The sequence below is a fragment of the Alteromonas sp. AWM4_230 genome (assembly GCF_056158305.1).
The window spans coordinates 907,584-922,933 of record NZ_JBSWTB010000001.1; the positions used below are offsets into that span (position 1 = coordinate 907,584).

Consider the following 15,350-nt stretch of genomic DNA (forward strand, 5'->3'; position numbering starts at 1 on the left):
CAGTAAATCGAAGGGCCCAATAGTTACGGACTAAACAGCAAGGAATGCCCGAATTGCTTTCGCATAGCTGGAAAAAGAAAGCTTTAGCCGCCTAGTGCAGCGAGACGCGCCCCTTTGAGCTCTTAGACACTAAACTGAAAAGTAACAGGCCCGTCATTAATAAGGCCAACCTGCATGTCTGCGCCGAACTCGCCTGTGGCTACTTTCATGCCTTTATTTTTAAGGGCCTGCACAAATTGTTCATAGATAGCTTGGCCATGCTCTGGGGATGCTCCGCGAGAGAAGCCTGGACGATTTCCTTTTTGAGTATCTGCAACAAGCGTGAACTGAGATACCACCAGTATTTCGCCATCGACTTGCTCAATATTTAAATTCATTTTGCCATCTTCGTCGCTAAACATGCGATACCGACAGAGTTTATTCGCAAGCTTCTCTATTTGCGCTTCGCTGTCTTCCTTTTCAACACCTAACAGCACCAACATGCCTTTGCCAATCTCACCAATAACGTTACCATCTACAGTTACATTAGCTTCTGATACCCGTTGGATAAGTCCTATCACTTAGATGACTCCTGAATAAAACGTGACATGTCGCGAGTAGCGCGGCAAAGGGCATAACCTATACTGGGTTCGGATGTGCTGTGCCCCGCATCTGGGATGATTTGTAACTGGCTCTGAGGCCATGCCTTGTGAAGTGCTTCAGCGGCTTCGGTTTTACAAATCATATCGTAGCGACCATGAACAATAGTGCCCGGAATATGACTTATTTTGTCAATGTTTTCAAGAATGTAGTTTTCATCTAAAAAGCATTTGTTAGAAAGGAAGTGGCACTCCAACGTTGCAAGGCAAGTGACCAGTTGCATGGGGTAATTGTCAGTGGAATCACCTACGCCGGGGGGTAAAGTAATGCGCGACAGTCGCTCTTCCCACTGATACCAGCGCTTTAAGGCTGCGTGACGCAGTACATCATTGCTAGAGCGTACCATAGCGCTATAAAAACTGCAGACTGCGCTTGAGGTCACCGGTGTAGGCACATCCTTGGTGAATTTGCGGTAGTACTCAGGAAATAACTGAGCAGCGCATCCATTTGGCGATAAAAACCAATCTCTGTCTTCTTGCCGGGCTAAAAATACGCCGCGAAGAATGAGACCTGTTACTCGCGGGGTATACTTGAGCGCATAAAGTAAGGCGAGCGTAGAGCCCCATGAGCCGCCGAATAGTAAAAATTTTGGTATAGAAAGGTGAGTTCGTAGTGCTTCTATATCTTCAACGTTAGACCAAGTGTCGTTGTTTAATGTATCGGCGAGTGGGGTAGAGCGGCCGCAACCACGTTGCTCATAACCTATAATGCGATACTTGTTGCTATCAAAAAAGCATTTGTAGTTAGGGGGTAAGCCTGCGCCAGGCCCGCCGTGAATAAAAAGCACGGGGATACCGTTTGGATTGCCACTTTGCTCGAAGTAAAGCGAATGCCCACTTCCCACTTCGATAAATCCGTTTTCATAGTAGGTAACATCGGGGTAAAGTCGTTTCATTTTGTTTCTGCGCGTTGTGTGAGTGCCTGTTTTAGTTTAGTTTATTGTTATACAAACGTTTGCGTGCTGACTGCTTCAACGCCGTTTTTGCTTTTAAATTAAGTAATAAACGTTAAGTCTATACTATAGAACAAGTGTCATTACGTGCTAGCTAATCATATTATAGTCATAAATGCGAGGATGTTTATATGGCAGGTCAAGGATCGGGCGGTAACGTAATCGCCGCAATTTGTAACTTCTTTATTCCTGGGTTAGGTCATCTGGTACAAGGAAGAATTTTAGGTGCATTGTTCTTTTTCATCACAGTAGGCGTATGTTATGCCTTAGCTGCAACTGTGGTACTAGCCATTGTCTTTTGGCCTTTAGGCGCCCTTTTGCATTTGATTTGTATTATAAGCGCAGCACGTTTTAGAGGTGGAGTAACCGCATGAAGTTAATTGCATCAGCATTTGTTGCTATGCTTGCCCTTAGCGGGTGCCAGTCTGCATATTACGCAGCATGGGAAAAGGTCGGCGTCGAAAAGCGCGATATCTTAGTTGACCGCGTTGAAAACGCAAAAGAATCACAGGAAGACGCACAAGAGCAGTTTAACTCTGCGTTAGAAGCATTCAGTGCTGCTGTTGAGTTCGATGGTGGAGAGCTAGAAGACGTTTACAATCGCTTAAATGGTCAGTACGAAGACAGCGTTGCTGCTTCAGAAGAAGTGAGTTCACGCATCGATAAAGTGGAAAGCGTTGCTGAAGCTTTATTTGATGAGTGGGCAGAAGAGCTTGAAAAGTATGAGAATGCGTCGTTGAAACGGGATAGCGCGGCGAAGCTTCGCGAAACCAAGCGTCGCTACTCTTCATTAATGACAGCAATGCGCAAAGCAGAAAGCAAAATGCCGCCAGTGTTAAGTGCACTTCAAGATAATGTGTTGTACCTGAAGCACAACTTAAATGCCAGCGCCATTGGCGCACTGCAGGGCGAACTTTCTACTATTGAAAACAATGTTGCTCAGCTTATCAGACAAATGAATTCAGCTATCGCTGAGTCTGACGCTTTTATATCTTCGATGAAAAACTAGCCGTTAGTTAGGCATTAATTATAAAGAAGGGAGCTTGTAGCTCCCTTCTTTCGTTTTATGCATTTTTTTGAAAGCCGAGGCGTAAGGTTAATCATAGTTACGCCCGACCATATTTAGGTACACTAATCCTTTGGAACTTTACGCGGCTCGTTCTCTGCTTTACGGTTTTCAAAAGCCTCGCCTAAACTGCACGTGAATTCTGCACCGAACAGCACAATTATCCACGACAAATACACCCATAAAAACAGAATAGGTACCACCGCAAGCGCGCCATAAATTAACTCGTATGAAGGAAAGTTCGTTACATACAATGCAAAGCCCGATTTAGTAATTTCAAAAGCTATGGTGGCAACAATTGCGCCTATGAATGCATGGCGGGCAAACACTCTTCTATTTGGCACTACCATGTACAAAATAGTGAATGCGAGCATGGCAGCACCGCTTGGCACAAGGCTGAGTAAGAAGGTTCCCAATCCAGGCGTGTACTCTTCGGTAAAAGCAGCAAGGCCAGTTAAATAGGAACTTACTACTACGCTAGAGCCAATAAGCATAGGCCCTAAAGTGATCACCATCCAATAGATAGCAAAAGTGTACACTATGGGTCTGTCACTTTGCGTGCGCCAAATTCTATTCAGGGTTTTATCTACGTTTGATATGAGCATTAGCGCTACGACCAGCAGTGACAAAATACCAATAGCGCTCATTTGCGAGGCGTTGCCAACAAAATCGGTCATGTATTTATGCACCACATCGCTGGCGGTAGGTACAAAGTTGCTGAAAACAAAATGCTCAAGTTTACTTCTTACTGAAGCGAAGGCAGGAAAGGCCGACATTATGGTAAAGGTCACCATAATAAAGGGTACTAAAGATAACAAAGTTACATAAGCCAAGTGCCCAGCAGAAATAGTAATATTGTCTTCTCTACAGCGCTTTATAAAGATGCTGAAGAGCTCTCTTAGTTGAGGGGTAACATTGTTATATAAGGTTTTAACCTTGTCTAAATCCACTCGACTTCTCCTGGCGATACCCTCTGGCAGATAAACAGCGTGATCTTTTGATGGGAGACCTTACGGTATCAATAGTTCAATTCATATTGCAGCAAATGGTAACTGGCGTAGGCGTCAGTGGCAAAAGGTTAATGCAATCTTTATACAACAAAGGCGCATGAATGCGCCTTTAGTCATCTAACTGTATAACTTTGTTAACGCTATACGAAATCAGTCGCCGGAGCGTACACCTAGCATGTGGCAGATAGCATAGCTTAACTCACTGCGATTTAAGGTATAAAAGTGGAAGTGCTTCACCCCTTCTTTTGCAAGAACTTTCACTTGGTCCATGGCAATGTTAGCGCCTATTAGGTTACGAGTGGCTTGATCATCTGCATCAAGACCGTCGAACATTTTATGTAACCAGCCCGGAACGTGCACGTCTGTAAAGCCAGCAAATCTTACTAACGTTTGGTAGTTAGTCACAGGTAAAATGCCTGGAACTATGTCTAAGTCTACACCTGCGGCGGCTGCACGGTCTCTAAATCGCAGGTAAACACTGGTGTCGAAAAAAAACTGGGTTATCGCTTCGGAAGCGCCAGCTTCTGCTTTGCGTTTAAGGTTTAGCAAGTCGAACTGCGCATTTGGCGCTTCAGGGTGTTTTTCCGGGTAGGCGGCAACTGAAATGTCAAAATCGGCAACGTCTTTTAGTAAGGCAACTAAGTCAGAGGCATACATCTCTGTTTTGTCTACCCCTTTGGGCAGGTCGCCACGTAGGGCGACAATACGGCGAATACCAGAATCCCAGTAGTCTTTTGCAATTTGTGTAAGCTCATCGCGACTAGCGTCAACACAGGTTAAGTGAGGAACTGCCGCCACACCAGTTTGCTGTTGAATCCGTTTTACCACATCGTGGGTTCTGTCACGCTCACCGCTATTGGCGCCGTAAGTAACTGACATGTAGCTGGGCTTTAACGGTGCTAGGCGCTCAACCGACTTCCACAGGGTTTGCTCCATGGCTTCCGTTTTAGGCGGAAAGAATTCAAAAGATACATCAATATCACGCAGTTCCGACAGGGACTGGTTTAATGCATCGATACCTTGTGCGTAAGAAACCATGGTTTATACTCTCAAAAATGTTATCTTATAGACGTTTAGACGTCTAAATTAAAGAATATATGTCTAGACGTCAAGAAGTTTACACTGCTCAATTGACCTTTTCGTGAACTTGTTTAGAATTTCTCTTCATAATATAAAAAGAGTAGACCGAGTTAGTACAATGGCGGAATGGAACGGTAAATATATTCACCCCTACGCAGAGCATGGGAAAAAGAGCGAACAGGTAAAGAAAGTCACTGTCTCTATACCTATTAACGTGCTTAAAGCACTTACTGATGAGCGTACCCGCCGCCAAATCAATAATTTGCGTCACGCCACTAATTCGGAACTGTTGTGCGAAGCTTTTTTACACGCGTTTACCGGGCAACCTTTGCCTAACGACGATGACCTGCGTAAAGACAATCCTAATCGCGTGCCGGCTGAAGCTAGGCGCATTATGGAAGAAATGGGCATTGATCCAAGCTTCGAAAATGATGTGTCTGAAGACGACTGATATCTAGCATTAAAGAGAAACGGCGCTGTGTTGTAAGGCTTTGCTAGTTGATAGCCTACAACACAGCGCCGTTTTTTATGTACTTGTATTCTTTAAGCGCACTTTTTAGCAAATATTGGTTGAGCGTTAACCCAAACATTTTAAGCCTTGTGCGCCAGAACTTTATTCTTCTGGGCTTTCAGGTACTCGTGCAACACCAGACTCAATAGCCGCCTTAGATACGGCGGTAGCTATACGCTCGCACAGACGTGGGTCCATAGGTTTAGGAATAATATACTCCTTACCAAATGTCAGACTATCGCTTTTACTCGCTGCCAATACTTCCTGTGGTACAGGTTCTTTCGTAATAGCACGAAGAGCTTCTACTGCCGCTACTTTCATCTCATCATTAATGGCTGTAGCGCGAACATCTAAAGCACCGCGGAAAATAAACGGAAAGCACAGCACATTGTTTACCTGATTAGGATAGTCTGAGCGGCCAGTAGCCATAATCAGGTCTTTACGCACTTCGTGAGCAAGTTCAGGCTTTATCTCAGGATCTGGGTTAGAACATGCAAATACAATTGGGTTTTCAGCCATCAAAGAAAGCGCTTCTGGCGGTAAAACATCAGGGCCTGATACGCCAACAAAGATATCTGCGCCTTCCATTACATCTTCAAGGGTGCGCTTATCAGTATTGTTAGCAAACAGCTTCTTGTGCTCAGTTAAATCTTCACGACGAGTGTGGATAACGCCTTTTCTATCTAACATGTAGATACGCTCACGCTGGGCACCACACTTAATCAGTAGCTCCATACAGGCAACCGCTGCTGCTCCGGCACCCATGCAAACAATTTTAGCGTTCTCTATATTTTTGCCCTGAATTTCTAAAGCGTTAAGCATACCTGCGGCGGTTACAATAGCGGTACCGTGTTGATCATCATGGAATACTGGGATTTTACAGCGCTTAATGAGTTCTTGCTCAATTTCAAAGCACTCCGGCGCTTTGATATCTTCTAGGTTAATACCACCAAACGTATCAGCAATATTGGCTACAGTATTAATGAACTCTTCGGTCGTACGATGCTTTACTTCAATATCAATGGCATCTAGACCAGCAAAGCGTTTAAACAGAAGAGCTTTACCTTCCATTACTGGCTTTGAAGCTAATGGGCCTAAATTACCTAAGCCTAAAATCGCAGTTCCGTTACTGATAACAGCGACCAAGTTACCTTTGCCCGTATACTTGTAAGCGTTATCTGCATCCTCGGCGATTTCTCTCACCGGCTCGGCAACGCCCGGGCTGTAGGCAAGAGCAAGGTCGTCGACGCTATCGGCTGGCTTAGATAGCTCTACGCGAATTTTTCCAGGTGTGGGTTTGGCGTGATAGTCGAGTGCGCGTTGTCTAAAATCTGACATGTAAAAAGGTATCCTTAGATGTAGGGTTCATCGGTATTTTTGTTCACGCTCTGTAGCTATTTTATTATCGTTGTAGTTATAGATAGATAAACATAAGCGCGTTACAACTAACTAATGACAAAAGTTATTATAAATAGTTGTTAGCACTAGTGTGGTACGTTGGAAACTGCAGACCTAGCGTTAACTCTTCCTGATTTCCCTAACATATCGCTGTTGATATAGGTCTAACATTTAGACCTGAATTTATATCCAAAAGCGCCACAAGCCTTAGCAGTTAAGCATTATTCATAAAATTAATGCTCACTATCAAGGTGCCGATCGCAACTCTAACACAGCCAATCACTGTGTACATATCTGATCAGAATTCTCAATTACCAATGTAGGGTAGGCATACTAATTAGACCAGTAAAATAAGTCTATAATTGTCATTCATAAAATCTATTTTGAAGTCTCATTTCATTTTGAAGGTGTATTATAGGCGCGGGTGCTAAGATGGCTAAGATGCTTATCGATTTATATTCGAAAAAACAGTATTGGATAATATTTCACAAAGATAGACCTCTTTATTTTCACTATTGTTTTTCTGATAAAATACGATAAATGGCCTCTCAAACTCGTTTTGAAGACAAAGAATATGACAGAGAAAAAACTAATCGCAGTGCTAACAGATGTGTGTGAAAACGTAAAATCTGACGATAATGGATTCGTATGGCTTACGCATTTAGGACCTTGGAAAGCGCCGAAAGTTATTGCCGTATTTAATACGGAGCAAGAGAAGCAGCAAGCATTGATTAACGGTTGGGATATGGACTTCATAAACCAGGTGAATATAGCCCTAGAATCGATAAAGTCTATTCCAGCTGGAATTTATTTCGACAGTGAGGAAGCGTGTGAAAAACAAAGTAGAGGGGACTGGGATAAACACTTGTCAGGAGTCGAAAAACTTCATTAATTATAATGAGTGTTTTGATCTCAAGTGTAAGCGATATTGATATGATCAATTAGCTTTGATTAGAGGCGCTTGCATAAGTGGAAGCTATTCAATGTTAGTTTACTAACGTGAATAGTTATCTCTGGACAATAAAAAAGCGCCATGAAGGCGCTTTTTTCGAACTCGATATCAGGCTTACTTTTTGCCCAATGCACCGAAACGCTTCTTGAAGCGATCAACACGACCACCAGTATCAACGTTACGTTGCTTACCAGTGTAGAATGGGTGACATGAAGAACATACGTCTAGGTTAATATCTTTACCAAGCGTAGAACGAATCTTCATTACGTTACCACATGAGCAAGTAGCTGTGATTTCTTCGTATTTAGGGTGGATATCTTGTTTCATTGGGTTACCTCAAATAATAAGGCCGTATCGCTATACAACCCGAAGTCGCACACCATACGTTACTTAGTTCAAATGATAAGTCGTTCAAAGAACAACCCATCGCAAAAAGAGCGGCGCATAATATAGGATGGATGTGGCATGATCAAGTGGTTTTTGCCCAATTGTTAAACAAAGCAGCTTGGCAAGAAGGCTACCCAAGAGAGCTAAACAAAAAACATTCCTTTTATGCTTTAACGTAAAGTATGTTTAAATATTTGTCTTTCAAGGCTAGGCCCATTAGCGTCAATAGTAAAATTGTGCGCTATAGCAAAATGTGTAGCTAACTGTTAGCAGCGCAAACTGCTGTAATATATGGGTCTGCAAGTAGCTTCAGTATTATTAGTTTCAATATAAGAAGCTTAGTAAGCGCATTACGCGCTGTAACAGCCATCAAGTAAGGTAGAACGTTCGCAATGGCCTTTATCCAAGTTGCCGTGCCAGTGCCACTGCGCCAACTTTTCACATATACCCACGACAACGCACTCAGTGCGGGTGTAAGAGCGGTTGTGCCTTTTGGCCCCCGCAAACTGGTGGGTGTGGTCGTTGAAACCCTCCAAAAACCTGAAAGTGAAATTGACAACGTCGACAAGTTAAAAGCTATCGAGTCGGTACTTGACGATAGCCCCATTATAGATGATGTGTTGCTGAAAATGGCACAGTGGCTGTGGCAGTATTATCACCATGCGCCGGGTGAAGTACTGCACGCCATGTTGCCTGTTTTATTACGCAAGGGCGAGTCGGCCGCGCCCACACCACAAGACATGTTAATGCTTACCGAAGAAGGTATGCAAACGGCTGCAGACACGTTATCGCGGGCGCCTAAGCAACAAGCTTGCTTTGCTGCACTGGCTGGCGGAGCGTTATTAGCGTCGCAAGCACGAAAACAGTATGGTGCACCTGCGGTCAAAGCGTTGGTCGATAAGTCACTGGCCAGTATAGAAGAAGTCGCACCTGAATTTAAGCCAGGCAGTTGGCTTTCCTCGTTATCGCTTTCTGAAAAGCCAATTCCAGACACTGAACAGTCAGTTGCCATTGCTGCGCTTAATCGTCAGCAAGGCAGCTTCGCGGTAAGTTTGCTTGAAGGGGTTACCGGTAGCGGTAAAACGGAAGTCTATCTTCAGGCCATTGAACCCTTACTGCGTGAAGGTAAACAGGTGCTAATCTTGGTGCCAGAAATTGGGCTTACACCTCAGACGGTGTCTCGTTTTGAGAAGCGCTTTGGCATTGCGGTGGGCGTTTTGCATTCTCAGATTTCTGATAAAGAACGTTTACATGTTTGGCAGCGTGCAAAAGCCGGTGAACTCGGCATTATCATTGGTACTCGTTCGGCTATTTTCACGCCGCTGCATAACCCCGGCATGTTGATTGTGGATGAAGAGCACGACGAGTCGTTTAAGCAGCAGGATGGGCTGCGCTACAACGCTCGTGATTTAGCTGCCATGCGTGCCAAGCAGCATAAGATTCCTCTTTTACTTGGCAGCGCCACGCCCGCGCTTGAAACACTTAATAATGCGTTAAGCGGTCGCTATGCCCATTTGCAATTAACCAAGCGAGCGGGAGGTGCGAAAAGCACCCATCAGCATGTGTTGGACGCGCGCGACCAACCTATTCATTACGGCATTTCACAAGGCCTGCTAACGATAATGCGCCAGCATATTAGTGCGGGGAATCAAGTTTTGGTGTTTGTAAATCGAAGAGGTTATGCGCCAGCGCTGCTGTGCCATCACTGTGGTGAGACCGTAATGTGTAAGCGCTGTGACCGACCTTATACCGTACATAAAGCGCAAAACCGTTTACAGTGTCATCACTGCGGCGGTATGCGTTCAATGCCTTCAAACTGCGAGGCTTGCCATCACAATGAATTAGTTACGGCAGGTACGGGGACCGAGCAAGTGGAGCAAGGGCTAGCAAGCTTATTTCCCGGCGTTAAACAGGTAAGAATAGACAGCGATACTGTGCGGGGTAAAGACAAGCTTCACCAAACCCTTGATGCTATTAATCGCCAAGAGTACCAGCTGCTGGTAGGTACACAGATACTGTCAAAAGGTCACCATTTCCCTCATGTAACATTAGTTGCTGTGCTAGATTGTGATGGTGCCCTTTTTAGTGCCGATTTTAGAGCGCCAGAAAAGCTCGCTCAGCTTGTTACTCAGCTTGCTGGAAGAGCCGGACGCGCCAGCAAACCTGGTGAAATGTGGCTTCAAACCCACAATCCTCATCACCCTTTGCTACAAGATTTAGTGCACAATGGCTATGGGCATTTCGCGCGACACGCTTTAATGGAGCGTAAGGCAGCAGGGTTACCCCCTTTTATTAGCCAGTTTGTTATTCGCGCAGAGGCTACCGATAGCAGTTTGGCTTATCGCTTCCTACAGGAAAGTAAGCAGGTGTTTAATCAACAACACGCCATTGATATAAACGGACCGTTTCCTTGTTTAATTGAAAAGCGGCAAGGCCGGTTTCGGTTTATGCTGGTATGCAGCCATGAAAAGCGTGCGCCGCTTCATAACGCGCTGCGTTTGGCGCTGCCATTTTTACAGGCGTTACCACAGGCTATGAAGGTAAGGTGGTCGATAGATATCGATCCTACCGATTTCAGTTAGCTTGTTGGGTAGCAATACGTTAAAATTTTAACAAGATTGAAGAGGCTGAAACACCAGCCCTTCTAATAGACTTGGTATATGACGTTTTCTTACGCATACAAACAACGATAACAAGTAGGAATATTGCCGACTATGGCTCAACGCGATTATGTCTCTCGTGGACGCTCCCCTCAAAAAAAGAAGCCCGCTGGTAAAGGCAGAAAGCCGGCCACAAATACGCGATCAAACGCACAAGCTAACGCCCCAGTTTCTGGGAAGCTTCCTATCGTGCGTCTTATAGGCATTTTCGCTTTAGTGATTGGCTTCGGTGTATTTTTATGGTCGATAAAAGACAATGTAGAAGACGACGTAGATACTCAAGCTTCACGACCTGTTGCCCCGACAGAAGAGTCTTTACCTGAGCTGCCTGAAGAAGAGTGGGAGTACATTAAGACCCTGCCAGGGTATGAAGTAGAAGTTGAAGTAAGAGAGCAGGAAAAGTCTGACAAACGCTATCTTATGCAGTGCGCCTCATTTAGAACCCGCGCCCAAGCTGAAGAGATGAAAGCTAAAATTGCATTTCAGGGTTTAGAAGCTCTTATCAGACACAGCACCGGCAGCAATGGCGATTGGTTCCGCGTTATTCTTGGCCCATATGAATCTAAGCGCGATGCGGAAAAAGCCAAGCATAGTCTGCGTAAAGTGAACATTGCCACATGCCAAATTTGGTACTGGAATTTGTAGCAGTTCATTGTAGGTGACACTTAATGCGCTGCATAGCGCGTAGCGGAAGTATGTATTTACAAGGAAGTATCAATGGGTTTTGCCATCACCGAACAACCAGATTACGCCGCTTATAGCATAGAAGAGCTTGAAGACGTTCTGGAAAATATCGATAAGCAGGCCTTTCCAGAGCGCTATCAGGCAGCGAAGAACGAGCTCGATTCTAGGCGAGCTACGCTGCCATTTGATGATGATGCGGATAGCGCCCTTCAAGACGATCACATTTCTCGACCCAAATGGTCTGAACTACACCTGATCACACGCATATCGAACATTACCTTTTTGGTACTTATCGGCGCTTTGTTTGTAACGGTTTTCACCAATTTTATCGTGATCAATGCTTGGCTAGACAATTCGAATTGGGCCATTGCTCTTCTCACTGTTGTTTATAGCGCCTTTTATTACCTCACTATTTTCGTTGATAAGCGACACGCACAGTTTGTGACTAAAGATTTGCGTGGGAAAATGACGTTATTTGGTATGCCGCTATTAGCCTTTTTCTTATGTTTTAGTTTTGTTGATGTGGCATTGCCCTACACAATTCATTTAGCGTCCGACAAACAAGAGATAGAACGAAAATTTGCTTATGAAAAAGGAAGTGGCTCTAAGCGCTGTCGACATCCCCTTTTGCTAAAAGAGAGCGGGACTTTGTCCGATGGGCGCTTATGCTTAGGGGAAAGCGAGCACAAACGCTTACCGAACAAAGGGTGGGTGTATGTAAAAGGTTATGAAAGTGGCTTAGGTTTTGACATTGAAGGCTATCGATTTCGCTAAGCCCATATAGCAAGCACCTCTGAGGGCACATTCTTTTGTCTTACCCTTGAAATTAAAATGCCTTCCCCCACTTAATTGTTATTGAATTTGAACGCTGCTGCCTTTGTTAGATGAAAAACGCAGCAGCGCCCAGCTAAACGGGGAATTAACGTGACAACGATTGTATCTGTACGACGTGGGAATCAAGTGGTAATGGCCGGTGACGGACAGGTATCACTGGGCAACACCGTAATGAAAGGGAATGCGCGCAAGGTGCGCCGTTTGTACCACGACAAAATTCTAGCGGGCTTTGCGGGCGGCACGGCCGACGCATTTACGCTATTTGAGCGTTTTGAAGCTAAGCTTGAAGCGCATCAAGGTCATTTAACCAAGGCGGCGGTTGAACTTGCCAAAGACTGGCGGACCGACAGGGCGTTACGCAAACTTGAAGCCCTGCTTGCTGTAGCCGACGAAACCGCGTCATTTATCATTACCGGTAACGGGGATGTAGTGCAGCCAGAGCAAGATCTTATCGCTATTGGTTCTGGCGGTAACTACGCACAAGCGGCTGCTACCGCACTTTTAGCTAATACCGAGCTAAGCGCAAAAGAAATTGCTGAAAAATCGCTGACCATTGCCGGTGATATTTGCGTATTCACTAACCATAGCCAAACGGTTGATGTACTAGATTACTAAGTAATAGCGAACGCTGTTATTGGCTTGTTGTCGCTCGTTTGCGTAGCAAGTACAACAAGTATTGTTAGAAAAGGGTTTATTCATGTCTGAGATGACACCAAGAGAAATTGTTCACGAGTTAGACCGACACATTATCGGTCAACAAGATGCCAAGCGCGCTGTATCTATTGCACTTAGAAACCGCTGGCGTCGTATGCAGCTTGAGCCTGAGCTGCGCCAAGAAGTTACCCCAAAAAATATTTTGATGATTGGTCCAACGGGGGTGGGTAAAACTGAAATTGCTCGCCGTTTAGCAAAGCTTGCTAACGCACCTTTCATTAAAGTTGAGGCGACAAAGTTCACCGAAGTGGGCTATGTGGGTAAAGAAGTTGAGACCATCATTCGTGATCTTGCCGACATTGCGGTAAAAATGACGAAAGAAAACGAAATGAAGAAAGTGAAATTCCGCGCGGAAGAAGCAGCGGAAGAGCGCATTTTAGATGTTTTACTTCCTCCTCCAGAAGATGCGTGGGGCAACAAAGAAGACGTTGAAGATCGCGGCACACGCCAAGCATTTCGCAAGAAGCTACGTCAGGGCGATTTAGACGACAAAGAAATTGAAATTGACGTAGCACTTCCACAGATGGGCGTAGAAATCATGGCGCCTCCTGGTATGGAAGAAATGACTAATCAGCTTCAAGGCATGTTCCAAAACTTGTCGGGTTCGCAAAAGAAAAAGAAGAAGCTGAAAATTAAAGAAGCGTTCAAACTGCTTATTGAAGAAGAGGCAGCACGCCTTGTAAATCAAGAAGATTTGAAAGAAAAAGCCATCGAGTCAGTAGAGCAGCACGGTATTGTGTTCGTAGACGAAATCGACAAAATTTGTAAGCGTGAAGGCAATACGTCAGGCGATGTCTCTCGAGAAGGCGTGCAGCGTGACCTGCTTCCACTTGTAGAAGGTTCTACGGTGTCGACAAAACACGGCATGGTTAAAACCGACCATATCTTGTTTATTGCTTCAGGTGCATTCCAAATGAGCAAGCCGTCGGATCTTATCCCAGAGCTTCAGGGTCGACTACCAATTCGTGTTGAGCTTGCTGCGCTGAAAGTGGGCGACTTTAAACGTATTCTTACCGAGCCAAACGCATCATTAACTCAGCAGTATGTTGCGTTAATGAAAACGGAAGGAGTTGATATCAGTTTCGACGATTCTGGCATTCAGCGTATAGCCGAGGCAGCGTGGCAGGTGAATGAGCGCACTGAAAATATTGGCGCGCGTCGCTTGCATACAGTGCTTGAGCGCCTTATGGAAGATATCTCGTTTGATGCTTCAGAGAAAAGTGGTGAGTCGTTCGTGATTGATGCAGACTACGTTAATAGCCACCTAGAAACCTTGGTAGATAACGAAGACCTGTCGCGTTTCATCCTTTAAATAAATGCTAAATAGAGGCCTCTTCCTGTAGTTGGTTTATCCAATTAAAGGGGAGGCTTCATAATTTTTTGGCTAACCAAGTCGACAATTTGTAAATCAGAAATTTTATATTGAAGAGTGCCATCGGTGGGGAATGCCCGCGTGCCTATATATTTCTAACCTATAAATAACTATGAGCTTCTTAGCTAAAGGAAAATAAGCAGGCGGTTTAAAGAGGGAGTAATTCATCTTTGGCTGCTTTTAAAAGATCCGCCCATTCTTTTGGTGGGTGACCAGACTTCACCATCTTTTCAAAAACTTTATAAGCATCTGTTTTACTTCCATAAGCTCGTTTGTTTTTCTCGTCATTTACCCATGCATATACAATAACCTTTGACTCAAGGTGGAATCGAAAAAACAGTCTATACTGTTGAAAAAACTTTGCTCTAAACCAGTGCTTATTGTCATCGCCCAATGTATTTCCTTGGCGGAAACTTGCGTGAGTAGGATCATGGGGGATGAGTTCAAAGGCCAGTCTTTGGATAGCCGCTAAACGCTTAGTAACATTTTTCTTTTTGTAATTTTGCGGATCTTTTTCCCGTAGAGTTTCAACCTCCCCTTTAAGACTGAGATACTGCTCTTTAAATAATGGATGAGCATAAAGTGTCCAACCGTTTACGACCATTGGTATCGCTTTTTGCAAACTTACTCATCCTCATCCAATAAAGGAGCGTCTAGGTCAACTTCGACACCTTGAATCAATTCACTAACGCTCTCACGCATGCTCGTAGATAACGGTTCTAGCTTCTCTGGGTGAGCCTGGATATCACGAGCTATAAACGTCAAAAACTCGCCAATTACAGGGTCGTTTTGTTGTGTTTCTGCACGCGATATAACTACGCTACCGTCAGCTTGAATGGCATACTTAATTTTGTCTTTTTTACTTAAACGTAATGCCTGACGAACAGAACTAGGTACTGTAGTTTGGAATCGTTCAGTAAGTGTTGATTCAGTTTCTAAAGCAGCGCGTGTCATAACAACCTCTAAAATATATAAACTAGGTTACTCCAAATTTTAGTACGGCATTAAAGGTAATGCAAATGCATTACCTTGCTGCATTAGGTCATAAAATATTTCGGCTACTAATGTATAGACGAAGTGCATAATGTACT

At 44.4% G+C, this 15,350-nt stretch carries 17 protein-coding genes; 9 read left to right on the forward strand and 8 right to left on the reverse strand.

Features of this window, described 5'->3' with window-relative positions; all coding sequences use genetic code 11:
• Positions 1-122 precede the first annotated feature (122 nt).
• Both dtd and pip read right to left on the reverse strand, forming a co-directional pair.
• Complete coding sequence (gene dtd, locus ACXACS_RS03905) at positions 123-560, reverse strand: D-aminoacyl-tRNA deacylase (protein ID WP_474804305.1); 438 nt, start codon at positions 558-560, stop codon at positions 123-125.
• Positions 557-1,534, reverse strand: a complete 978-nt coding sequence (pip, locus tag ACXACS_RS03910) for a prolyl aminopeptidase (protein ID WP_474804307.1) — start codon at positions 1,532-1,534, stop codon at positions 557-559. The genes dtd and pip overlap by 4 nt, the downstream gene beginning before the upstream one ends.
• Positions 1,535-1,722: 188 nt before the next feature.
• Between pip and ACXACS_RS03915 the strand changes: the two genes are divergently transcribed.
• Together ACXACS_RS03915 and ACXACS_RS03920 are read left to right on the forward strand one after the other, a co-directional pair.
• Entirely contained in the window at positions 1,723-1,965 is a 243-nt protein-coding gene (locus ACXACS_RS03915) for a hypothetical protein (RefSeq protein WP_025257569.1), read from the forward strand.
• A complete protein-coding gene (locus ACXACS_RS03920) occupies positions 1,962-2,600 on the forward strand; it encodes a DUF2959 domain-containing protein (RefSeq protein ID WP_474804309.1) in 639 nt (212 codons plus the stop codon). The genes ACXACS_RS03915 and ACXACS_RS03920 overlap by 4 nt, the downstream gene beginning before the upstream one ends.
• Before the next feature lie 122 nt (positions 2,601-2,722).
• Here the strand turns inward: ACXACS_RS03920 and ACXACS_RS03925 are convergent, their stop codons facing one another.
• A complete protein-coding gene (locus ACXACS_RS03925; protein ID WP_474804311.1) occupies positions 2,723-3,607 on the reverse strand; it encodes a virulence factor BrkB family protein in 885 nt (294 codons plus the stop codon).
• 210 nt (positions 3,608-3,817) lie between these two features.
• Positions 3,818-4,705, reverse strand: a complete 888-nt coding sequence (metF, locus tag ACXACS_RS03930) for a methylenetetrahydrofolate reductase (protein ID WP_474804313.1) — start codon at positions 4,703-4,705, stop codon at positions 3,818-3,820.
• A gap of 160 nt (positions 4,706-4,865) precedes the next feature.
• Here metF and metJ point away from each other — a divergent pair, with 160 nt between their 5' ends.
• Complete coding sequence (metJ, locus tag ACXACS_RS03935) at positions 4,866-5,198, forward strand: met regulon transcriptional regulator MetJ (RefSeq protein ID WP_014950979.1); 333 nt, start codon at positions 4,866-4,868, stop codon at positions 5,196-5,198.
• Between the two features lie 162 nt (positions 5,199-5,360).
• Here metJ and ACXACS_RS03940 read toward each other — a convergent pair whose 3' ends face one another.
• Complete coding sequence (locus tag ACXACS_RS03940; protein WP_474804316.1) at positions 5,361-6,596, reverse strand: malic enzyme-like NAD(P)-binding protein; 1,236 nt, start codon at positions 6,594-6,596, stop codon at positions 5,361-5,363.
• Positions 6,597-7,230: 634 nt separating this feature from the next.
• Here ACXACS_RS03940 and ACXACS_RS03945 point away from each other — a divergent pair.
• Positions 7,231-7,548 carry a hypothetical protein gene (locus tag ACXACS_RS03945; RefSeq protein ID WP_474804318.1) on the forward strand — a complete coding sequence of 106 codons (318 nt, stop codon included), beginning with the start codon at positions 7,231-7,233 and terminating at the stop codon, positions 7,546-7,548.
• Positions 7,549-7,722: 174 nt separating this feature from the next.
• Here ACXACS_RS03945 and rpmE read toward each other — a convergent pair whose 3' ends face one another.
• Complete coding sequence (rpmE, locus tag ACXACS_RS03950; protein ID WP_012519872.1) at positions 7,723-7,935, reverse strand: 50S ribosomal protein L31; 213 nt, start codon at positions 7,933-7,935, stop codon at positions 7,723-7,725.
• A gap of 452 nt (positions 7,936-8,387) precedes the next feature.
• On the opposite strand from rpmE, the gene priA reads away from it, so the two are divergent.
• From priA to hslU, 5 genes are all read left to right on the forward strand, one after another.
• The gene (priA, locus tag ACXACS_RS03955) at positions 8,388-10,577 is read left to right on the forward strand and encodes a primosomal protein N' (protein ID WP_474804321.1); all 2,190 of its coding nucleotides are present in this window, start codon (positions 8,388-8,390) and stop codon (positions 10,575-10,577) included.
• 132 nt (positions 10,578-10,709) lie between these two features.
• Positions 10,710-11,300: an SPOR domain-containing protein gene (locus tag ACXACS_RS03960; RefSeq protein ID WP_474804324.1), complete on the forward strand. Its 591-nt coding sequence runs from the start codon at positions 10,710-10,712 to the stop codon at positions 11,298-11,300.
• A gap of 72 nt (positions 11,301-11,372) precedes the next feature.
• Positions 11,373-12,113, forward strand: coding sequence for a hypothetical protein (locus tag ACXACS_RS03965; protein ID WP_474804327.1), 741 nt, complete (start codon positions 11,373-11,375; stop codon positions 12,111-12,113).
• Between the two features lie 150 nt (positions 12,114-12,263).
• A complete protein-coding gene (gene hslV, locus ACXACS_RS03970; RefSeq protein ID WP_474804330.1) occupies positions 12,264-12,788 on the forward strand; it encodes an ATP-dependent protease subunit HslV in 525 nt (174 codons plus the stop codon).
• An 82-nt stretch (positions 12,789-12,870) separates the two neighbouring features.
• Positions 12,871-14,199, forward strand: coding sequence for an HslU--HslV peptidase ATPase subunit (gene hslU, locus ACXACS_RS03975; RefSeq protein WP_118491788.1), 1,329 nt, complete (start codon positions 12,871-12,873; stop codon positions 14,197-14,199).
• A gap of 208 nt (positions 14,200-14,407) precedes the next feature.
• Here hslU and ACXACS_RS03980 read toward each other — a convergent pair whose 3' ends face one another.
• Positions 14,408-14,863 (reverse strand): type II toxin-antitoxin system YhaV family toxin, encoded by a 456-nt coding sequence (locus tag ACXACS_RS03980; RefSeq protein ID WP_474809206.1) that lies wholly within the window; start codon positions 14,861-14,863, stop codon positions 14,408-14,410.
• A gap of 20 nt (positions 14,864-14,883) precedes the next feature.
• Positions 14,884-15,213 carry a type II toxin-antitoxin system PrlF family antitoxin gene (locus ACXACS_RS03985; RefSeq protein WP_474804333.1) on the reverse strand — a complete coding sequence of 110 codons (330 nt, stop codon included), beginning with the start codon at positions 15,211-15,213 and terminating at the stop codon, positions 14,884-14,886.
• Between the last annotated feature and the right edge of the window lie 137 nt (positions 15,214-15,350).